Source organism: Pseudomonas sp. Y39-6 (assembly GCF_023651955.1).
GTDB classification, from domain to species: domain Bacteria; phylum Pseudomonadota; class Gammaproteobacteria; order Pseudomonadales; family Pseudomonadaceae; genus Aquipseudomonas; species Aquipseudomonas veronii.
The window spans coordinates 820560-841589 of sequence record NZ_CP069594.1 but is presented as its reverse complement, the minus strand read 5'-3'; the positions used below and the strand labels follow the sequence as shown (position 1 = coordinate 841589).

Here is a 21030-nt window from a genome sequence, read left to right as displayed (position 1 = left end):
AACCGCTGGCTAGTCTTCGATCCGTCACTGGAATCAGTGATCGGGTTTAGCAGCCCGTTTCAATAGACGCATGGTTCATGTCACCGCTTATGGTGGCTGTGCGTGGGGCGCCTTCGGGTGCGCTGGTTTTCCTATTGACCGGTCTGCTAACCCGCGTACAGCTACCACCCCTCGTTTAGCAGCGTGGGGGGTCGCTCTCTCGTTCAATAGGAGCTACACCATGACCAAAGCACTCCCCGATCCGCCTAGCGACTGCCTCGCCGTCAACGAACACCTCAGCTTCGAAGACGCCCAGCTCTACATCGCCCACCTGATCCACAGCGCCTCGGCCACCGTGCTGGACTGCTGCGACCACCTGCCCCCCCACGACCGCGCCAAGATCCACGCCGTGTGGCACCTGCTGGAAATGGCCAAGACCGTGATCGACCGCTCCATCGACTGCATGCCCCGCACGTCCTGACAGCCAACGCCGATCAAATGTGGGAGACCGGGGCGTGCCATAAAGACCTGCAAATCCCCCTGCCACCCGTCGGCCCAGCCAGGGCTTTTCGTTAAACAATTGAAAGCGTAGATAAAAATTCAATAAAAACGCTTGACGCTTTGTCGTTCTCCGCGAATAATGCGCGCCACTTGGCTACATAGCTCAGTTGGTTAGAGCATAGCATTCATAATGCTGGGGTCCGGGGTTCAAGTCCCTGTGTAGCCACCAAGTACCGATCCATAGACGTCTACAGCAGTCTATGAATCACCTCAAGAAGCCCGCCTCGTGCGGGCTTTCTTGTTTCTGGCTGTTCAGCTCTGTCTATGCCTATCCGGCCATGCTGCAAAAATAACTGCGATCATTGCTGAGTTGGGTAATTGCACGGACTTGCCCACCCATTTGCATTCGACCGGACCAGTCATTTGCATCGGATTTGACCAGCACGACTCGTGGGCATGACCGGCAGAAATCGGCCAGAAGCGGACTTTGCGAACACATTAAATAAATCTGTGCCCTTATCGCTGTTTCGACATCGACGCTCGAACGGTTAGCAAACTGCCTAGTCGCACCTGCTCGTCGTGTTTACGCAGCGCCTCGGTATCGAGCTTAGCCGTCCGGGCATCGACGCATTGATTTGACTCCATCTGCTCAGCTACGTGATGTAGCCACCGACGGTTATTCCTGCCCCGACGAGCATCGCCCCTCCCCAGGTAACGATATTCCTAGCCTTGCAATGAACTCTCGAAGGCCTGTCACTTAGATCTGGCTTCATCCAATCACCTTATCCATGGCAAAAGTGAATTCGCACCCTTCACGCATTATTCGTTTTTTCAAAATTTTACTAGACAACCAGCACTCACCCACCTAGCTTCTAGGTAGTGGCTTTTTGCCAAAAAAAACAAAACTTGCTGCAAGGCTATTTAATCAATCGAATTAAGTGCCTCAATTTTAGATGGTTGAGGCATTTCAACCAAGCTGGCTTATTTTTTTGTATTTAAGGAGCGAAGATTGAAGAAAATTGACCTCCATATGCATACCATCTCCACAATCAGCGACTCACACTTCGAATTCTCACTAGAGAAACTTAAAGAATATGTTGAGCTAGCAGAGTTAGATGCTATCGCCATAACGAATCATGACATTTTTGACCTTGCTCAGTTTAATGAAATTTGTGAGGCACTAAACTGCGTTGTCTTTCCCGGCATTGAGATAAACTTAGACGCCGGGCACCTCCTTCTAATTTCAGAAAACCATGACCTTGAAGGCTTTCAACTTAAGGCGAATGAAGTAGCTAAGAAAGTGGTAGCAATCGGCGACTCAATCAATGTCGATGATTTGATGCGAATTTTTGGTGATCTTAACAATTATTTGCTAATCCCCCATTACGAAAAGAAGCCAAGCCTTCACGCAGAAACTATTAAAAGACTTAAGGATGTTATTTCTGCAGGTGAGGTCGACAGTCCTAAAAAATTTGTTCGCATGTCAAAAGATGAGACCGAACTTACACCAGTAATCTTCAGCGACATGCGATTTTACGTGGGGATGACTAAATTTCCAACAAGGCAGACTTACATAGATTGCGGAGATACATCATTAAAGTCGTTGAAGTTTGCCTTGCGCGACAGGAACAAAGTGTCTCTTTCCGAGCTTGATGGAAATTCAATTTTCCAAGTATTTGAGGATGGGCAATGCCTCTCAACTGGCCTAAATGTAATTCTTGGCGCTAGATCTTCGGGAAAAACCGAAACCTTAACCCAGATAAACAATAGCTGCGAAAATGTAAAATACATCCCTCAATTCTCTCTTGTACAAAGAGACGATGCCAACTACGAAAAAGAATTCAATGCAGATGTAACGCGCAAGAAAAGTATTTTTTCAGACAAGCACCTAGCTCCCTTCAAAACCGTATTAGACGATGTATTGAGTATCGACACTGAAGCCAATAAACGACGAGTCGCAGATTACTTAGATACTCTAATGAAGTCGGCTGAAGAGGCACAGAAATTTGATTCATTTTCCAGGGCTTCATTATTCAATGAAACCTTATTCGACTTAGATGAGCACGCATCGCTCACCGAACTTGTCGGCTCAGTAAGGCAGCTGATAGAAAATATTGAATTTAGAGACGTCATAGACAAGTATATCGATACAAGCGCCCTAAAGGCACTCGCCTGCGAATTAATAGTCATCTTGTGGTCCAAAGCCTACGAGAGAAAAAAGAAAAGCTTGGTAAATGACATTGTTCGCGAGGTTAAAAGCAAGCTCCAACTAAAGACCTCAGCAACTCAGATCAAAGATGTTGACCTTTATCGAGTCATGTTCGAGCACAAGAAACTTCTGAAGTTTAACGAAATCACCAAGCTGCTTCAGGAAGAGAAAACAATATACCAAGAAAGCTTTCAAGGGTTTAAGATCGTCTGTAAACAACGTGCGTTTCAAGGTGCAGGTGAAATCAAAAATGTTAGCGGCCAAAAGGTTGCTTTTAGTGATGCATTCAGAGATTACGCACATCCGGCCAAATACCTTTCCAGCCTGAAAGCAAACGAAGCATTCACTCCTTCAGAATTTTATAAATACTTTGCATGCATTGAGTATGAAATTTTGAACAAGGATGGCTTCAAGGTTTCTGGCGGAGAGCGTTCTGAATTTAGACTATTGCAAGAAATCAAGGATGCTCAAAACTTTGACTATCTGCTTATAGACGAGCCAGAGTCTTCATTTGACAATCTCTTCCTAAAGAGTGAAGTCAATCAAATGCTCAAAGAAATATCCAAAAGCATGCCAGTAGTTATTGTAACGCACAATAGCGTCGTAGGCGCGTCCATCAAAGCCGACTACATAATTTATACTGCCAAAGAACTTGAAGAAGAAAAGATAACATACAGAAGATATTCTGGACATCCTTCAAGCAGAGAATTAATCTCAACCGACGGTAAAAAAATTAATAATTTTAAAGTCACCATGGACTCTCTGGAAGCAGGCGAATCCGCCTACATGGAAAGGAAGACAGGATATGAAAATATTAAAAATTGAAAAAAGCCAAGGATACTATCGAGACATCGAAGGAAATTACGAAACCATTGATAAAATTGATAAAGCTGTCTTATTAGCACTCGTCAACCTAGCTCTTACCGACGATTTTGAAATTGATGAGTACAATGAAGAATATCTAAAAAACCAAGCTCACCAGATAATTTACAGAAGCATTAGCAGCAAGTTAATGGATTTGCATCGGAGGCGAAATCAATTTCGCGACGAGTCCGATCGGCTATATCTAGAAGAGTACGAAAAATACAAGGCTTGACGGCACTACATTTGTCTTGTTGCAAAGTTAGCTGGTTTGTTACAAAGCGCGGCGCGATGCGCCGCCATTCCAACAGAGGCATTGAAGTAAAAATTAAAGATTTGTATCTTCTGGCTATAAAAACAAGCTCCATATTTAGGACTTATTTCAGTTCTCCGCCTATATCTTGACCATTCCCGTTGCCTCGCCAACTCGCCTTATTGCGCCTCTTCGGAATGAAGACGACGTGACACTTATTGTCCCACTTCGTGTGAGCAAGGCTCGATTGGGTTTACCCTATCTCTTAGTAGAGACAGAAGGTTCCCGATGACAGCATCACACGATCAAATCTCAAGAAGTGCACCGGCCTAGCCGGGGGATTACCTTGTTTATTTATGAGGTTGTCGTCCGCTTCTGGCCGATTTGTGCCGGTTATGATTGACCGACATCGACCCAAAGCAGTCAACTCACTAAACGCATGTTCCACCGACAAAGAATGGGATTCGCTGAGTTTCCGCCTCGCTCATTACTCGCCAATCATTTGGCAAAATACCGTACTCGAACTCGGCGCTTTCCAGTGCCTCATCCAATCCAAGCATCAAGTGGTCGCCTTCAATTTGGAGTTCTCCGTAGTCCTTAAAGCGTATCTCCAGATACACCAGGTCATCGTCTTCGGCCTTCAGGCCGAAAAGCACGATAGCGGTAACGTCAGGTCGGAAATTGCTGATTTTCCTTACATAAGCAAATAGGTGATTTGTGTGCTGGGGCATGGCGTCGGCCGTATCTATTGATGGTGGGTTACTGCATTTTATATGACTGCTCCTTGGCGTCGGCTCAGCACAACCTCTCGCGCACAGCCCTCAACACCGCTTCGATGTGCCAGGTTTCGACGCCGATGGCGACTGCTTCGCCGGCATCAAGCACTAACTCGATTTGGGTGGTTATGCCTTGTTCGAGAAGCAGTCGCTGCGCGTCTTCAAGAAGCCTGCGTTTACCTGTGAGCCAAAGTCGTTGTTTGCCCGTCAGCAACGCAAGGGTTTGCGGATAGGTGCACTGCAGTTTTCGACGCAAATTGACCAGCGCCGGTTTGTCGCCTCGGTCAATTGCCGGGGTCAGTACATACTGGTTGCCCGACACTGCCTCCAGATCGTATTTGTCTTGCAGATACTCATCGACACTCATGCAACTGACGACTGTCTCACGCTCGCCCGTCATGACGTTGATCAAGTGCGCGTTAACACCGACGTAGCAGAACTCCGTCATTCCGTGGACGACGTAATCCTCACTGTTGCTGCGAATAACCCAGTAATCACCGTTGGCGGAAAGCTCACATGACTGAATGACAAAACGCTCAGGTTTGCCATCTCTCATGACGCCGTCAAACAGGCCAAGCACGATTTCGCAGGCCTGCTCGGCGGTTAGCACGGCGTTGATCTCTGTCACGCTTTGCCCAAGCCGAACAATGAACGCAGCCAGCCTGCCGACTTTCGTTCATAGAAGGGTGTGGTTTGTTTGAGGAAGTAATCGTTAAGGCCTGATTCCCCTTCGTGAACGCGATAGAGGTCAACGGGGTCGCCATCCGGAGCTGTATCCCCGGCAACGTTACCGGCTTCGCGCATGACCAGTTCAATATCTCCGTCCGCTTCGATACCAATGATCAGATGAGGCTTTTGATCAGACGATGCGTCATGCATCAATGCCAGAAATGCACGTTTTACGTTGCGATGTTTGGCGAGTAATTGTGTGAGCGAGTTGACCATCTTCGACGGATATTGCGACGGCTGTCCGAGCAGCACTTTGGTGTCTTTTTCGACCGTGCGCTGCATCGGCTTTTGGCCGATCTCGTCGGAGAGCAGATGGCGCACTTCCTCCGGGAAAAACTCTTTCCCGTAAGGAGACTTTGGATTGAGGAAAAGAGGGGTACCCAGTGTGATTTCAAACAGCGATCTGGCCGGGATCTCTACGTAGGACTCTTCGCTATCTATGGAAATTTGTAGTGTTTGCAACGAAGAAAAAAACGGGATGACAGCGGAGCCGTCAGGCTTTTGCCAATGCGCGATGCTGATGTTGCTACCAGCATCGAGGTTGACTTGCCCTTCGCCAGTGCCGGCAGTGCCAAGGACGTAGATAGTGGAATTCAACAGCGTCTTGAAAAAGTCAGGTCGATGGGCCGGTTCATCCGCTGCCAGCCTGAGTGATTTTTCAAGGGTGTTTTCTTGCTTGGTATCCATGATGTCCATCGGCAGTTCCATCAAAACAGACAAAAAGTGAGCGGCAAAGAGCGCGCAGTTTTTCACGCGACGGTGAAAACAGGAAGAACAGCAGGCTAATAAATCTGGAGCATACGGAGAGTCACCCTGAACGGTTTTCCAAGGATAGTTCCTCCATATCAGTGGTGGATGAAGAGCCAAATGCAGTTCGCCTCCAAGGGCAGCTTCTGGCCGACAGACGTCTATCATGACGGGCAGAAGCCGACCCGAGCTGACATCCTGACTTTGCGGCGGCAGGCAGTATAAGTGGAGTCGGGCTCGCACTCCGGTAACAGGAAGTGTTGACAGGGCTCAAGGGATGTCAAAATGACACTATCGGTTGGCGGGTGTTATGCTCGATTTTCTAACCAGCCATGCTCATGGGTAGCTTATGTTTTTACGTCATCCTCTCTCGTCGATCCTCTTTTTGGCCTTGTTGGTTACAGGTTGCGTGAGCCAACCTGTTCCCCTGAAACCTGCGGAGCCGATCCACGTGGAGCCCCTGGGCCAGAGTCTGCCTCAGACTAGTTTACGCACTGTGTTGATGAACCAAATTATCAGCAATGACCCCGTTATCATTTCGTCGCTCAAGCCGGTACTCAGAGCCAATAACGACAACGATGGGCGTATTGCCGCGCTACGAAAGAAAGACGGTGGCGTGCTACCTGACGGTTACTGGACCCTCTACAAGCAAAACTTGGAAGCGCTCCAGTACGACCTAAATCACCAGCACGACGCTGCACGAACCCAGTACATCGAAACCTACCGCGACGAGTTGAGCCGAGTAGACGACGGTACACTTCAAGCCATGGCCACGTCACCAAAAGCCTTGGATGAAAAGATTCGGCGCCAATGGAGTGCACGCATGAGCGATAGAGCCGCGCGCTACATGGTCACCAGTGAGCAATCACTGAACGCCGCCACTGATGCCCATCTCAACCGCATGGCGTTGATGGATCGGCAATACAACGTATGCTCGCTTAATCCCGAATGCTGGGATGCAGCGGTTAAAAAGTGATTTGATTCGATCGGACCTTTTTCGTAGAAAGCTACCGATCATCACGGGCAGCTTTTGGCCGAAAGCTGACCTTTCAGCACAGTAGTCGGTCATCGGTATCGTTGTCCGGGAAGGGCGGTATCCGCTCGAAATGGTTCAACCAACTCGCAGCGGATGCCGTGCGGTATCTCTACTTAACGAACTTCAGGCATGCGAACCCAGTCTTGATTTTCAGCTGTTGAATGGGTTCGATGCTCTCCTGGTCGCCGACTTTCTTGATGACGCCTACGCCGCAGAAATGTTCGTCGTGGTTGAAGATCGGAAGAATGCCTGACTTGGGCTTACTCCAGGAGCCTTGGATTAAGGTATAGCTGGCGCCGTTCTGTGGCGTGAAGGAGAACGGTATCTGACAAACGCTGCTTCCTGCGACCTGCGCATAGGTCAGGATCAGCTCCTTATTCACGGCGACCCGAGATTCGATGTAGCCGCCGTTAGAGGGCAAGATGGTGTAACCCGCATAGCATCCATTGTCGCTGAACGTCATGGCATCCAGTCTCGCACCATTTCCAGCCTTGATGCGAACCGTTGCGGAGGGCTCATCGGGGCCGGGAACGACATACTGCTTGCCCTGCAAAAACGAAGTGCAACCGCTAATTACCAACGCGCCCGCCAGCAAGATACAGCGACTGGACTTTTGATTGAGGTACATCCATCTCTCCCTGATTTCATTAGGTGCCCTGACCATTCCGAGGCTTGGGGCTGCCAAACGGGGGGCTGATGATAATGTATTCGGTGATGTATCAATCAGTATTCAGGGCGTAGTGCACCAGACTGTAGCGCCCAAATACCCCCCCGCTGTATCTGCTTCTACCTGAACATTGCCGGTTAGCATGGCTCCTCATCCAAGGAGGTATTGCGCGATGCCAGACGCTACGAATCTCTACCTGTTCATTGTTGCCGCCTTGCTGCTGCTTATTGTGCCGGGCCCTAACATGGCAATCGTCACCAGCCACGCAGTTGCCCACGGCTGGCGAGCTGGCCTCGCGGCAGCACTCGGAATAACCCTGGCCGATTTGCTGATGACCGTCCTGGTTAGCGCGGGTCTAGGGGCGCTGGTGATGAGTTGGGCACCGGCGTTCGACTTGCTGCGGTGGGCAGGTGCTTGCTATCTGATGTGGCTGGCTTGGCAAGCATTGAAGGCTCCCCCTTCGGATACTGACACTCAACCTACGCAGGCTTCATTGCGGAAAATCTTTACCCGAGCCACGCTCAATAGCCTGTTAAACCCAAAAGCGCTGTTGTTCTTCATGGTATTCCTACCGCAATTCGTCACCGTAGGCAGCAGCAGCGTCACGTTGCAATTGATGTTCTTGGGTGTGCTGCTTGCGCTGATCGCTTTGGTGTTTCATTCCCTGCTCGGATTTTGCGCCGGACGGCTTCATGCGCGCCTGCGCAAAGGCTTGATCTCCAAACGCCTAGGCGCTTATGGCTTCGCTGCGGTAATGGCTGCTCTGGCAGCACGCTTGGTCTTTCTAAACCGACCGGTTTAAAGACCCCAAGTCCGTCCGACGTCACATGTTTCAACATCGCGCCAGGCCCGCGCACATCGATCCGATGTCAGGTTTTGACCGGTCGCTAGCGCTGCCAAAAATCAGAAATCGGCCCGAAGCAGCCGGTCGCGGCAGCTTGAATAAAGCAGCAAGAATCGGATAGTAAGTACTGTACGACTTCCAGTCTGATAGGACTCCAAACCAATAGGAGTTCGACCATGGCGTTCCGTATAACTGGCCTTTCCCCCGAGCCATTCCAGTCACTGTTTGGATTGCCCGACCAAGAGCTGGCATCTCTTGGGATGAAGCGTTATATCGTCGACAGCAACCCAGGGTTTCCTGACCGTATCGAAATGAAAGATGCGGAGCTAGGTCAGAGCGTGCTTTTACTCAACCATGTCTGTCAGCCAGCCAAAACGCCATACCGCGCCTCACACGCGATCTTCATACGGGAGTGGGCCACGCAAGCTTATGACGCAGTCGATCAGGTACCTGAGTCTATGCGAATACGCCTGCTATCACTTCGCGCTTTCACTGATGATGGGATGATGCTCGACGCCGACGTAGCGGATGGAATAGCAATAGAACCTGTAGTCACCCGGATGTTTGCCAATCCAGAGGTTAGTTACATTCACGTTCACAATGCCAAGCAGGGTTGCTACTCCGGGCGAATAGATCGGGCGTAGTCAACACAGGTCTTGGTGGCTCGTCCTTCTGTCGACTCTGCCGGTAACCGACTGGCCGGTATTGGCCGATAGCGGGCTATCAACCCGAATGATCTCCAAGAGTCACTCGCTGACTCCAGAGATCACACGCCACTGAACATCAACGGGCAGACATCAGCTTGCTCAGGCCACACTGCTGGGTACGTTCGTACCCATACCTTCAGGTAAATAGTGGCTTATTTCTTCTATTTCAGCCTGGCCAAGACGAACGCTGATGGCATCGATCAATCCATTCACCTGTTCAGGCCGGCGTGCGCCTACTATCGCGCCGGAGACTGCCGAATCACGCAGCACCCAAGCGATAGCGATGGCCGCCGCACTGACCCCATGCCTGGCACCAATGTTTGCCATCACTTCTACCAAAGCGAGATTCTTGCTGAGGCGAGGTTCCTGGAAATCGGCGCTGCGCGATTTTCGCCAGTCGTCGTCGGGCAGCTGTGCAATCCGCTCGCGGGTCATGCTTCCCGTTAGTAGGCCAGATTGTAAAGTCGAGTAGGCAATCACGCCGACCTGCGCCGTTGCGCAATAAGGCAGAATATGGTCCTCGATATCACGCATCAAAGCTGAATACGGCGGTTGAAGGGAGGCGATATCGGTGACCGAGCGGGCTCGCTCAAGCTGGGGAACATCGAAGTTTGACACGCCAATTGCCCTTATCTTGCCCTGCGCCTTGGCTTGGGCCAGAGTCGCCAACGCCTCCTCGATGCCTTCGCTGGTCCCATCTGCCGGGAACGCTGGCCAGTGAATCTGATAGAGGTCGATGACATCGACCTGCAAGCGACGCAGGCTGTCCTCGATCTCTTTCATCAGTGACTGGGGGGCGAGCGAATGAGAAATCTCACGGGTCTGGGGATCCCACACCAGACTGCCTTTGGTGAATACCAATGGACGACGCGAAGCCGGCACCTGACGCAGCAATTGCCCCGTCAACCGTTCGGCATGGCCGAGTCCATAGACCCCCGCTGTGTCGATCCAGTTGACGCCGCGCTCGACCGCGTACTCCAATGCCGCCAGGCTATCTCGGTCATCTTGTGCCCCCCAGCTGAACTCCCACCCTTGCCCCGCAATGGCCCAAGTGCCCATGCCAATTGGCGAAATCAACAACTCGGACGTACCCAGTCGATTCTTTTGCATAAACACCTCACATCGATTGATGCGCAAAGTATCCATGGGGAGGTTACCGACGATAAGATAGCCAATCGTGTTTGAACTACTGAACCCTATTCATGAAAACCCCATGCGATCTTTCCGAACTCGACGCCTTCGCCGCAGTGGCTCGCCATCACAGCTTTCGCAAAGCGGCCGACGAGCGAGGGGTGTCTGCATCGGCCCTGAGTCACGCCATGCGTGCCTTGGAAGGCAGGTTGGGGGTCAGGCTGCTCAACCGTACCACTCGCAGCGTGACGCCCACCGAAGCAGGCAATCAACTGCTCGCTACGCTGGTTCCAGCGTTGGCGGAGATCGCCAAAGGGCTGCATGAACTGACCTTCAAACAAGAAGTTCCCACCGGTACGCTGCGATTGAACGTATCGCGACCCGCAGCCCACCTCGTCATTGCGCCACTGTTGGCGCCATTCACTGCCGCCTACCCACGTGTCAACGTGGAGCTGGTGGCTGACGATAGATTGAGCGACATCATCGACAAAGGCTTCGATGCAGGCGTGCGCTTCGGCGAAAGCCTTGCCGGTGACATGATCGCCGTCCCGGTGGGCTCACCGCAGGGATTTGTCACCGTTGCTGCCCCCGGTTACCTCAGGAGGCACGGGACACCGGACACGCCACAAAGGCTGCTTGAACACGCCTGCATTGGCAGACGCTTCCCAAGCGGCAAACTGTACAAGTGGGAATATCGTGCCGAGGGCCAGCCCATGCGCCTGGCCGTGGCAGGACCGTTGATACTGGAAGATGACACCTTGATGATCCAAGCCGCGAAGGACGGTGCCGGGATCGCGTATGTGTATGAGGAGATGGCCAGGGACTACATGGCTCAGGGGCAACTGGAGGAAATTCTTGAAGATTGGAAAGCCCTGCCAAGCAGGTTTTTTATCTATTACTCCAGCCGGCGTCACGTACCGCCAGCGCTACAGGCGCTGATCGAATTTGTGCGTGAAACGCAGCACCCATGAAAAACCGAAGGCAGTTCATGTGGGCGCCGTCTGGAAGCATGGGGTTGTGAACAGGGTGTTCTGATCATTTGCTATAGAGAGGCAGCTTCTGGCCGATTTCTATCTGTCGCCAGCGGCAGTTATGGGTCGTTGCGGGCCCTAGTTATGCGCCGGTCAGAAAACGATTTCGCACCGTGCTTCAACGGCCTGTACTCGTAATGTCAGACCAGACTCGAAGCGCATGACAAGGTGATGATTTGGTTGGATATTATCTGTGAGGTAGAAGGTTTGTGTCTCAGCACTGGACTCCACCGCTCCAATCGAATGAAGAACATTACCGTCACTGTCAGCCGAGTTTTCATCCCGCCCACTCGCTGAAAAGTAGTCAACCTCATGGAAGCTGATAGTAATCTTGCGTGCTTCTTCAGTCGGCACCCAAGAGTCACTCCGTCGAGTAAAGCTAACTACAACCGACCGATCCAAGATGTCGTAACTGATGGCGCTGGCTTGGTAGAAGTTATGCAGATCGTAGGCACGGCTGTGAATCTCAACCTCGATATGCCCGAACACGAAACCATGGAATTGCATGGGTTAGTCCTAATGATCTACCGGTAGGCATGCATCGTACTGCATCGTCGCGATGACCGCTTCTAGCCGACTTCTGCCGTTCGTGACGGGCAGAAATCGGCCAACCGCAGACAGTGACCGAATCGTTGCGAGCAGCCCATCGCCGCTCAAGGTCGCGCGCTTGCTGGTGGACCTTGAACAAGCCGACGGGCTCAGACGCGAACACATGGCCGAGGGGCTGCAATATCGGCCGACAATGCTCCAGCCCGTGTCACCCCTTGGTAAGATCAACCAACGGCGTCTGCCGCACCTCAGTCTCCCGCCCATCCTGAATCTCGCTAACCTGCTTCAAGGCTCTATCCACCGCCGCCTTATCCGCCAACAAGCTATAGCTGATGCGGAACTGCTTGTGTTCCTTGGGCCCAATTGTCGGTACCAGATTCAGTGGCCGCTGATAACGGCGGTTGTAGGAAAAACTTGTCCCCGGCTCCAGCCCCGTGACATAGCCCTGGCCTTGGGTGTCGGTGTTTTTCCACAGGGAAAACACGGGCAGTGTCTGGGTATTGAAGCCGACCGAAACGCCCAGGCTGCCGGCCTTGTTATGCAACACGGTCAACGTATCGCCCTTGGCATCGGCATACGGCACCACGTTGTACACCGTTTCGTCGTAGTCCCTGGTCGGTGCGCGGTAGGTTTGCCAGTCGGGGAGATCGTCCTTGGCCTTGTCGTTGAACGGCGACACCTGTTTCACCGGCGCGGCGAAACGAGCGCCCTGCTCCAGGAACGGGGTGCTGAAGTTGCTGTGATACAGCGCCTGGTATTCCTTCGGATAGTCGCCGTTGTTGGTCAGGGTGTCGTTGAGGGCGAACACGACGCTGCCGGGTTCGGTGACCAGTTCGGTCGCGACCGAGAAGTCGACCTTCTTGAACGCCTGCTCTTTCAGCTCGCCGCGCAGGGTGATGGCGTATGGTGGTTTTTCATCGATATGCAGCGTGACTTTATTCGCAGGAATGTTGGCGGCCCGACCGTGCAGGGTCAGCAGTTCGCCGTTGTCGACGCCGGGGTGGCCGACCCATTCGTATCCGCAGCGGGTGACCAGCTCATTGAAACCTTCCAACCAGCCCAGACCACCGCGGCCATTGAGTTCGATGAAAGACGGATTGACCACTTCCTTGACCGGCGAATCCCAGCCCATGCGTACATTGCCAACCGAGGCCTGCAAGACGTTCATTCCGCGAGTCGGCACTACCGAGAGTTTCATCGTGCCGTTATCGATGTCGACGATGCTGACGCCCTCCTGCCGACCGCCGTGCAAGGTGCGCAAGGTAACGCTGAAGGGTTTGTCGGTTTTTATTCCGAGTTGCTGACTGGTGATCTGCCAGCTCTGGGCGGCTTTGTCAGTGTCGAGCAGAACGTAATCCCAGGCCATGGCGTGGGAGGCAGCGGACAGTGCGCTGATGGCAACAAAAAGTTTGAGCGGGGTCATGGCGGCAGCCTTTCTTGGAGTTGTGCCATTTTTATAAACGTGATGAAACGTTTCAGCAAGCTAAAAGATCGACACGGTAATGTCGCTGATAGCCCATTTCTGCCTTCTGTGACCGGCTAAAATCGACCCTAAGTTGCTCTTCGCGAAAGGCAGCGATCGGCCAGGAGCGGACATTTTGCAGCGACCGATAGAGTTGGAGGGATAACATTCTCGCGTTCGAATAAACCCGGTCAGGGTAATTCAAAGGCATTCAGGAATATTGGCGGAGAATTCCACCACATCAAACATGATAAACACTGTACAACCACCCGCTCGATCAATAGGATGAGAAGTATTATCATTCGCGCAGTGCGAGCCTTACATGCAGGATGCCAGCCCAACATCGTCCGTCGAACAGTTGTACGAGAATCATCACGGCTGGCTACGGGGCTGGCTGAACCGGCGGTTGGGGCACAGTGCCGACGCCGAGGATTTGGCCCACGACACGTTCATCCGCGTGCTGCGCGCCCCTCAGCAGGTGCGCGAGTTGCGTCAGCCCATGGCGTTTCTAGCGGCGATTGCCAATGGACTGCTGGTCAATCGCTGGCGCCGTCAGGAGATTGAGCGGGCTTATCTTGCAGCGTTGGCTGCTCGGCCCGAGGGGGTGGAATCGTCACCCGAGGACCGGTATCTGGTGATCGAAACCTTGTTGCAACTTGACTCGCTGCTGATTGGCCTCTCCGAGCGCATACGGCAGATTTTCTTCATGTCTCAGCTCGACGGCCTCACGTATCCGCAGATCGCTGCGCAGTTGGGGCTGACCGTGGCTCAAGTGCAACGAGCCATGGGCAAGGCATTCAGTGTTTGCTATGCGAGCCGTTTCGAATGAGGGCCGAGATTAGTCCGCAGGTGCGCGATATCGCCATTGATTGGCTTGTCAGGATGCAGTCCGGGCTTATGAGTGCGCCTGATCTGGACGCATTGCAGCGTTGGCGCGAGGCGAGCAATGAGCATGAACAGGCTTGGCAACGTGTCGCCAGCTTGCTGCTGTTGCAACAGCCTGGAGCGAATCTTTTGCGCGATGCCACCGCGCGTAGGGCACTGGAGTCGGCCGGACCGGACATGCAGAAACGTCGGCAGGTACTCAAGCGCCTGCTGGTCCTTGGTGCGGTTGGCGGGGTTGCCTGGCAAGGCGCGGGTTCCACGCCGGTGCGCGCCGCACTGGCGAACCACCGTACAGGTACGGGCGAGCGTCACCAGTGGACGCTGGTTGATGGCAGCTCGCTGTGGCTGAACACGGCCAGTGCCGTGAACCTGGATTTCACTGATCAGGTGCGGCGCATCCAAATGATCGAGGGTGAGTTGGCCTTGCGCGTGCGAGCAGAGTCGCGCTCGCTGCAACTAATCACACCGGACGCGATCCTGCAGAGTAGCGAAGCGCATTTGCAGGTGCGCCATGATCAGCAAGGCACGCAGGTAACCGTGCTGGAAGGCCAGGTGCAGGTGCACTCACGGGGCCAACAAGCGCCATCCTCGCTTGAGGCAGGATGGCAGGCACGCGTGGACCGCTTCGGGATCGGCGTGCCAAACCGCGCCGACCTGCTGGTCACCCAGGCTTGGCTGCGCGGAATTTTGCCAGCGAATCGCCTGCGCCTGGATACGCTGGTGGCCGAGCTCTCGCGTTACCGTCCCGGTATTTTGCGGAGTCATGAGCAGGTGTCAGGGTTACGCCTCACAGGCAGTTTTTCGCTGGATGACACCGATGCGGCACTGACGCTGATAGCTCGCACGCTGCCGGTGCGTATCGAGCGCATGACTCGGTATTGGGTCTCGATCGTACCGGCCTGAATTATTTTTTTCGCTGCGCGATAGTTTTTTCAAACTCGCTTGGCCTATAGGGATCACCCACCCGCCAGAGGTGGGTCGTCACCCCTTAGGAGCCCCGTATGACTTCACCTTCCCGCGCCCTGCGTGCCCGTACGCTTGGGCTGTTGTTGCTCAGCGTGCAACCGCTTTGCAGCCTGCCGGTTTTCGCCGCTGGCAGTTCACAGCATTACAGCATCGACGCAGGCCCCCTGGATGCTGCGCTGTCGCGTTTTGGCGCACAGGCGGGGATTACCATGGCGGGCAGCTCGACGCTCACGGCCGGCAAGAATACCCGGGGGCTGCAAGGCGATTTCAGTACTGAGGCCGGCCTGGCGCAGCTCTTGCTCGGCTCGGGGCTGACTTATGAGCGCCAGGACGACGGTAGCCTGCTGCTGGTACCGGGCAACAGCGACGTGCTGGAGTTGGCACCGACCGCAATCAGTGGCACCGCGTACGACACCTCGTTGGGCAACAACGACGGCCTGGTCGCCAGCCGAACCATGAGTGCCAACAAGACCGATACGTCGATCATGGAAACGCCTCAATCGATCAGTGTGGTCACCCGTAAGCAGATCGACGCCCAGCAGCCACAAAGCATCGGGCAGGTGCTGCGCTACACGGCGGGGGTCAATGGTGAAGCCAATGGCGTCGATACCCGGCGCGACACGATCAGCATCCGTGGCTTTGACGCGACGACTGGCGGGGGTATCTACCGTGATGGCCTGCGCCAGTACAGCTTTGCCAACCAGAGCCGTGCCGTGGGTGAAGTCTATGGACTGGAGCGCGTGGAAGTACTGCGCGGGCCATCATCCGTGCTCTATGGTCAAACCTCACCGGGCGGCATGGTCAACGTGATCAGCAAGCGCCCCACCGATGAGCCGCTTCATGAACTGGTGATGCAGGCCGGCAGTTTTGATCGCAAGCAATTGGCTGCGGACTTCGGCGGCCCGCTTACCGACGATGGCGTCCTGACTTATCGCCTCACCGGGCTGTGGCGAGAGAGTGGCACGCAAATCGACTACGCCCGTGATGACCGTCAATTCATCGCCCCGGCGATCAGTTGGCGCCCCTCGGAAGACACCTCGCTGACGGTGCTGGCGTCATTTCAAAAAGACCGCAATGTGCTGGGCTACTACGCCTTGCCACGGGTGGGCACCCTCGACAGCTCGCGTTACGGACGGATTGCCACGGATCGCTTTGTCGGCGACCCCGACTTCGACAAGTACGATGTAGAACAGTGGTCGCTGGGTTATCAGTTTGAGCATCACCTCAACGATATCTGGACATTCCGCCAAAACGCCCGTTACAGCCGCTCCTATCAGGAGCAACGCACGATTTACCAATACGGCCTGGATGACGACCAGCGCACCGTGGGCCGCTTCGGTTATCTGGGCCACGAAAAGGTGAAGAACGCGCTGCTCGACAACCATTTCCAAGCCCAGTGGAACGCCGGCCGTTTCGAACACACAACGTTGGTCGGTATCGATTTGCAACACGCCAGCACCAATCAGTTGGGGGGTGGCAACGTGGTTGATCCGCTGGATATCTATGCGCCGGTCTACCACCAGGATTACAGCGACCTGGACGCCTTTTACGACATCAACCAGCGTCGTCAGCTTGACCAGGCGGGTGTGTATCTCTCGGAACAGCTCAAATTTGACGAGCACTGGGTGTTCAACCTGGGTGGTCGTCAAGACTGGGCACGTTCGAAAACGATCCATTACGCCACCGATACGGCGGCGGACCTCAAGCAACGCGATCACGCCTTCACGTGGCGGACCGGTGTGATGTACCTGGCAGACAACGGCGTGGCACCCTACGCGAGCTATTCCGAGTCGTTTTTTCCTAACATCACGGCGGTGGCGCGTGACGGCAGTGCCTTCGAACCCGAAACTGGCCGCCAGTACGAAGTCGGGATCAAATTCCAGCCCAAGGGGAGTGACAGCTACGTGACTGTCTCGCTGTTCGACCTGACGCGGCAAAACGTACTGACGGCAGATCCCGGCAACAATCGTTTCTCGGTGGCGACCGGAGAGATCCAGTCGCGCGGTATCGAACTGGAAAGCAAGGCGCAACTGTCCGATGCTCTGGAGTTGATGGCCAACTACAGCTATTCACACCTTGAAATTACCCGCAGCAATACGGCCGGTGAAAAAGGCAATCAACCTGGCAATACCCCTGAACAACTGGCCTCGCTGTGGTCGCAATACACCGTTCAGAGCGGTGCGCTATCGGGCTTGGCGATAGGAGGAGGGGTACGCTACGTCGGCCCGAGCTATATCGACTCGCAAAATAGCGAAGGCATCCCCCACTACATGCTGTTTGACGCCAGCCTGAGTTACGACCTTGGCAAGCTGTCTTCAGCCTATGCCGGGGCGAAACTGTCGCTCAATGCGTCCAACCTGACCGACGAAACCTATGTCTCTCAGTGCGGTTACACGGGCGACAGCTGCAAATACGGGTATCGCCGAAATGTGACCGGATCGGTGAGTTACAACTGGTAAGGCGCTGTGCTTGCTTGCGAAAATTATCGATTGGCAAGCGCCATCTTGGCGCCCGGATCGGCAAGTAAGCGCAATTGCCAGACAAAACCGCTTTCGTACTCAATATTTCAACAACGTCGGCTGATAGAGGGTGTTGACAACTGACTGCTATCGGCCAAAAGCAGACATTCAAACCCCTAGCCAAATACACTGTCGCGAAGATCGCACTCAAAAATTTTGGTGCAAGTGTGCAGCCAAGGAAAAGGGAGGATTCATGAGTCTTGATCTGTGCTTGGAAGCTGATAGTACGCTCACAATTTCGACGCTGAGCAAGGCAGTTGCGAATGCCGGTGCTTGGGAAATAGAGGTCGCAGGAAATGGGCTATACGCTGAATTTACCTCGGGACTTAAATTGAGTACCAGTGACGTACTCGATGACCCTACGATTTATGCTGAGAATACAATGGGTATCGACTTCCCTGTCGCTGTGCGTTGCACCATCAGAATTAAAGGGCCCGAACCAGAGGGGGAGTCGGCTATGGAAGATCTGGATAAAATCGCTCAGTCCATATCTCAGTCGTGTTCGGCTTTCTTTCTTATTAGCTTTCAGTTCGAACAAACCTTGTACTGGCGGGATGCGACAGGGCTGCATCGTCCTTGAGGTAGGTGCCTGCGCGTCCTCTTTCAGACATTTCCGAATGGTGTTTTTTCGGACGAAAACGCCCCTGAATTGAGGAGCTGCTTTTGGCCGATTTCTGCCGCTAGTGACGGGCAGCAATTGGCCGATTTCTACCTGTCGCGACCGACAGAAGTTAGCCATCAATCCCCAGTGACTAACCCAGAACCTCGACAGCCATGCACTGACCCGCCGAGGAGCGGGCGCAAGGTCATCGCCAGCCGTTTCGGCATTGAGGTTGCCATGCCTGCAATCTCGAGAACCTTTTACTCCGTGGTTTCGCCAAGGCGATTTGAGGCTGCTGTCGCGGCAGTTATTTCGAATGGCTCTACTGCCAATAGCGTAATGGCAAGTTGCCTTTATTTGCTTTGTCTATCCTCCCACTCGCCTGACCGAGATGCTTTGCCAAGGTCCTCGCGACCACAAGGCTCAAGGTGGTTCGGCACCACGCCTGCAGGTAAGCGTGTGGGGTCGACATAGGGCACGCCCGACGCTTGCGTCGAAACCTTACAAGGAGTTCTCTCATGGCAATTCCTACCACCAGTTGTGACGTCCAGGTGCAAATCTGGGTCGACGACAATGCAGTGACCAATGGCTCCACCGCTGGGGTCTATCTGGTCGATAACCGTATCTCTGCTGGCACCACCCACGAAGGCACCGCCAACCTGAATACTGCTGCGTCCAAAGGCAGCAATGTCTGCTGGCAAGTGTTCCTGATCAATCCCAAGTCGACCTCGCAGGTCTCCATTGCCGCCTTCGGTAACTCGAGCGCCTGGGGCTTCAGTGGCCAGCCGCAAACCGCTTCGGATAACGCGAGCGCGTACACCGGCACCGTGCAGAACGCAGGTACTGCGTCCTACCCGGTATCCCTCAACGTACAGGTGGCGGGCGGCTCCGGTATCACCGTGAAGCTCAACCCCAGCGTGACTGTCTCTGCCTAAGGAAGGAGCACGACAATGAGTGGCCAAAAAAGTACTGCCCAGGTGTGGACGGCTGATTCGCAGGTGCTAGCCGGCATCGCCAATCCGCAAACCGCAATCACCATTGCCATCGATACCGCATATGTACTCGGCACTGGTGGCGGGAACATTTCCACCGGTGTGTACATGTTCGACAATCGTCTGAGCAATGACAGCAGCGGCGAAGGAACGCTGGAACTGCGCACCCACTGCAACATCGGGGACTACCTCGGCTTCGAGGTGGTTCCGATCGATCCGAACGCTGGCGACACGGTGTCCATCACCGGCTTCCAAATTTCCCAGGGCAGTGTGTTCGGCAGCGATGGCTACCCGATGCAAGTCGGTGCCGCGGGTAACTATTGGGTGGGCCTGGCTCGCAACGCATCGTCTCAGACCACCTACCAGATCCAGGTCAAGGTGACCTCTGGAGGGCTTCGGCCATCGACACGTTTCATCCAATGGGACCCCTACATTGGTACGAACTGATTAGCTGAACCCGCGGAAGGAGCGTGGCTCCTTCCGTCCCCTTCCCCTAATAGCCCCTAGTTCCCAGACACCTTTGAATGACGTCTTTTGGCGGTGGATTCAAGCAGTTACGGCAGGCAGAAAACGGCCAGAAACAGCCCTTCGGCGTGGCTACAAAACCAGAGGGGGTTTACTCATAACCGAGATGCGCTCCAAGCCCAGCTTCAACAGTTCCTTACGTAGCAGCGCGCGCTCAAGCACAGCCATTCCGGCATGCCATTCGATCGACAGCAATTGGCTCAACTTTTGTTGACTGACCAAGGGCTCAGCCAGAAAGTAGCTTCTGCACTCGCGGATGCTGATGACGTTCAACAGCCAGTCTCCCCCCTGCGCCGCCAACCAGTGACCGATCGTTGAACGATGCGTTCGGATCAGCGCACTGGCATCCCACACCGCCATCTGCGCAAAAACCTGCGGCAGGTTGCTATCGGCTTTCAGCCGCTTCATATCCACCGCCAATGCGCCAATCAGGTCTGACTCGATAGTGGCTTGGCACTCGGCGAAATACCGCTCGGGCCAGTCCGCTTCCAGTTTCGCCCGCTGTGCGAGGGCTTCATAAGCCCGAATATCCGATTGGGTGGTCAACTGCCCGGTGAAATTCAGGGTGTTGTCCAGAATCGCCGTGGCCAGCAACACCGCACTTTTTTTGCTGATCAGCGGCAACAGCTCTGCCGACTCCCAACGCTGAAAAATCAGAGTCGCCGCTGCGCCGATCGGCAGGATGTCCGCCGCAGATCCGAGCTTCTGCGCCCAATAGTTTTCAAAGCCTGGGTGATGGTCAATGACCTCCACCACCTGTTCAAGCACCACCGCCGGGTCGAAATGTTGGTAGTCGGAGACATCCACCAACACGAACTCATCACCCGCCCTCGGCAGATAATCGTCCAGAGAGGATTGCCATCCGAGCACGGTCTTGGAGATGCTGGCATTGAGCGGGGCGCTACTGACGGCCCGAGCATCAACGCCCTGGAGATTCAACAGCTCGGCGTACGCAATGCAACAAGCATACGCGTCGATGTCCAGGTAGGCCGAGCCTGAGGTCACCACCTTCATGACACGTGGGCCACAGCGTGAGTTGTCGAGACAGTCGAAGGCCGCT

The 21030-nt window shown here is 54.1% G+C and carries 21 protein-coding genes, 1 tRNA gene and 1 pseudogene; 15 read left to right on the top strand and 8 right to left on the bottom strand.

All coding sequences use genetic code 11. The annotated features are described in order from the left end of the window. Positions 1-220: 220 nt before the first annotated feature. The 4 genes from JN756_RS03645 (at position 221) to JN756_RS03630 (ending at position 3785) form a co-directional block, all read left to right on the top strand. Positions 221-460 carry a hypothetical protein gene (locus JN756_RS03645; protein ID WP_201021788.1) on the top strand — a complete coding sequence of 80 codons (240 nt, stop codon included), beginning with the start codon at positions 221-223 and terminating at the stop codon, positions 458-460. A 172-nt stretch (positions 461-632) separates the two neighbouring features. Beyond that, positions 633-709, top strand: a tRNA-Met gene (locus JN756_RS03640). Positions 710-1489: 780 nt separating this feature from the next. Next, positions 1490-3514 (top strand): phosphotransferase, encoded by a 2025-nt coding sequence (locus tag JN756_RS03635; RefSeq protein WP_102618059.1) that lies wholly within the window; start codon positions 1490-1492, stop codon positions 3512-3514. Then, on the top strand, positions 3495-3785 hold the full coding sequence (locus tag JN756_RS03630) for a hypothetical protein (RefSeq protein WP_079442802.1): 291 nt from the start codon (positions 3495-3497) through the stop codon (positions 3783-3785). Before JN756_RS03635 ends, JN756_RS03630 begins: the two co-directional genes overlap by 20 nt. Before the next feature lie 449 nt (positions 3786-4234). On the opposite strand, the gene JN756_RS03625 is transcribed toward JN756_RS03630, so the two are convergent. The 3 genes from JN756_RS03625 to sseB all read right to left on the bottom strand — a co-directional run bounded on the left by JN756_RS03625 (position 4235) and on the right by sseB (position 6004). Next, on the bottom strand, positions 4235-4534 hold the full coding sequence (locus JN756_RS03625; RefSeq protein WP_079442801.1) for a hypothetical protein: 300 nt from the start codon (positions 4532-4534) through the stop codon (positions 4235-4237). Between the two features lie 64 nt (positions 4535-4598). Further along, a complete protein-coding gene (locus tag JN756_RS03620; RefSeq protein WP_079442800.1) occupies positions 4599-5207 on the bottom strand; it encodes a hypothetical protein in 609 nt (202 codons plus the stop codon). Continuing rightward, positions 5204-6004 carry an enhanced serine sensitivity protein SseB gene (gene sseB / locus JN756_RS03615; protein ID WP_079442799.1) on the bottom strand — a complete coding sequence of 267 codons (801 nt, stop codon included), beginning with the start codon at positions 6002-6004 and terminating at the stop codon, positions 5204-5206. Before sseB ends, JN756_RS03620 begins: the two co-directional genes overlap by 4 nt. 553 nt (positions 6005-6557) lie before the next feature. Here sseB and JN756_RS03610 point away from each other — a divergent pair. Continuing rightward, positions 6558-7031 carry a hypothetical protein gene (locus JN756_RS03610; RefSeq protein WP_227778773.1) on the top strand — a complete coding sequence of 158 codons (474 nt, stop codon included), beginning with the start codon at positions 6558-6560 and terminating at the stop codon, positions 7029-7031. A gap of 169 nt (positions 7032-7200) precedes the next feature. Here the strand turns inward: JN756_RS03610 and JN756_RS03605 are convergent, their stop codons facing one another. Further along, entirely contained in the window at positions 7201-7719 is a 519-nt protein-coding gene (locus JN756_RS03605) for a hypothetical protein (protein ID WP_201021787.1), read from the bottom strand. Between the two features lie 211 nt (positions 7720-7930). On the opposite strand from JN756_RS03605, the gene JN756_RS03600 reads away from it, so the two are divergent. Continuing rightward, positions 7931-8560, top strand: coding sequence for a LysE family translocator (locus JN756_RS03600; protein WP_108525230.1), 630 nt, complete (start codon positions 7931-7933; stop codon positions 8558-8560). Positions 8561-8778: 218 nt separating this feature from the next. Continuing rightward, positions 8779-9246 carry a DUF1203 domain-containing protein gene (locus JN756_RS03595; RefSeq protein WP_057005668.1) on the top strand — a complete coding sequence of 156 codons (468 nt, stop codon included), beginning with the start codon at positions 8779-8781 and terminating at the stop codon, positions 9244-9246. Between the two features lie 162 nt (positions 9247-9408). Here the strand turns inward: JN756_RS03595 and JN756_RS03590 are convergent, their stop codons facing one another. Next, positions 9409-10419 carry an aldo/keto reductase gene (locus JN756_RS03590; protein ID WP_057005667.1) on the bottom strand — a complete coding sequence of 337 codons (1011 nt, stop codon included), beginning with the start codon at positions 10417-10419 and terminating at the stop codon, positions 9409-9411. Between the two features lie 92 nt (positions 10420-10511). Here JN756_RS03590 and JN756_RS03585 point away from each other — a divergent pair, with 92 nt between their 5' ends. Then, positions 10512-11411 (top strand): LysR family transcriptional regulator, encoded by a 900-nt coding sequence (locus JN756_RS03585; protein WP_057005666.1) that lies wholly within the window; start codon positions 10512-10514, stop codon positions 11409-11411. Between the two features lie 153 nt (positions 11412-11564). Here JN756_RS03585 and JN756_RS03580 read toward each other — a convergent pair whose 3' ends face one another. Beyond that, complete coding sequence (locus tag JN756_RS03580) at positions 11565-11978, bottom strand: hypothetical protein (protein ID WP_079442793.1); 414 nt, start codon at positions 11976-11978, stop codon at positions 11565-11567. Positions 11979-12100: 122 nt separating this feature from the next. On the opposite strand from JN756_RS03580, the pseudogene JN756_RS32315 reads away from it, so the two are divergent. Beyond that, positions 12101-12219, top strand: a pseudogene (locus JN756_RS32315) (magnesium chelatase subunit ChlI family protein); the annotation flags it as partial. A gap of 9 nt (positions 12220-12228) precedes the next feature. Here JN756_RS32315 and JN756_RS03575 read toward each other — a convergent pair. After that, positions 12229-13443 carry an aldose 1-epimerase family protein gene (locus JN756_RS03575; RefSeq protein ID WP_057005660.1) on the bottom strand — a complete coding sequence of 405 codons (1215 nt, stop codon included), beginning with the start codon at positions 13441-13443 and terminating at the stop codon, positions 12229-12231. Between the two features lie 361 nt (positions 13444-13804). Here JN756_RS03575 and JN756_RS03570 point away from each other — a divergent pair, with 361 nt between their 5' ends. The 6 genes from JN756_RS03570 (at position 13805) to JN756_RS03545 (ending at position 19892) form a co-directional block, all read left to right on the top strand. After that, on the top strand, positions 13805-14311 hold the full coding sequence (locus tag JN756_RS03570; RefSeq protein WP_010170977.1) for a sigma-70 family RNA polymerase sigma factor: 507 nt from the start codon (positions 13805-13807) through the stop codon (positions 14309-14311). Continuing rightward, positions 14308-15270, top strand: a complete 963-nt coding sequence (locus tag JN756_RS03565) for a FecR domain-containing protein (protein ID WP_128191639.1) — start codon at positions 14308-14310, stop codon at positions 15268-15270. Before JN756_RS03570 ends, JN756_RS03565 begins: the two co-directional genes overlap by 4 nt. Before the next feature lie 98 nt (positions 15271-15368). After that, entirely contained in the window at positions 15369-17792 is a 2424-nt protein-coding gene (locus tag JN756_RS03560; protein WP_128191640.1) for a TonB-dependent siderophore receptor, read from the top strand. Positions 17793-18045: 253 nt separating this feature from the next. Next, on the top strand, positions 18046-18432 hold the full coding sequence (locus JN756_RS03555) for a hypothetical protein (protein WP_177030224.1): 387 nt from the start codon (positions 18046-18048) through the stop codon (positions 18430-18432). Positions 18433-18971: 539 nt separating this feature from the next. Next, positions 18972-19388: a DUF8788 domain-containing protein gene (locus JN756_RS03550; RefSeq protein ID WP_017844470.1), complete on the top strand. Its 417-nt coding sequence runs from the start codon at positions 18972-18974 to the stop codon at positions 19386-19388. A gap of 15 nt (positions 19389-19403) precedes the next feature. Continuing rightward, complete coding sequence (locus tag JN756_RS03545; RefSeq protein WP_017844471.1) at positions 19404-19892, top strand: DUF8788 domain-containing protein; 489 nt, start codon at positions 19404-19406, stop codon at positions 19890-19892. A 150-nt stretch (positions 19893-20042) separates the two neighbouring features. On the opposite strand, the gene JN756_RS03540 is transcribed toward JN756_RS03545, so the two are convergent. Then, positions 20043-20984 carry a DHH family phosphoesterase gene (locus JN756_RS03540; protein ID WP_201021786.1) on the bottom strand — a complete coding sequence of 314 codons (942 nt, stop codon included), beginning with the start codon at positions 20982-20984 and terminating at the stop codon, positions 20043-20045. Positions 20985-21030: the final 46 nt, after the last annotated feature.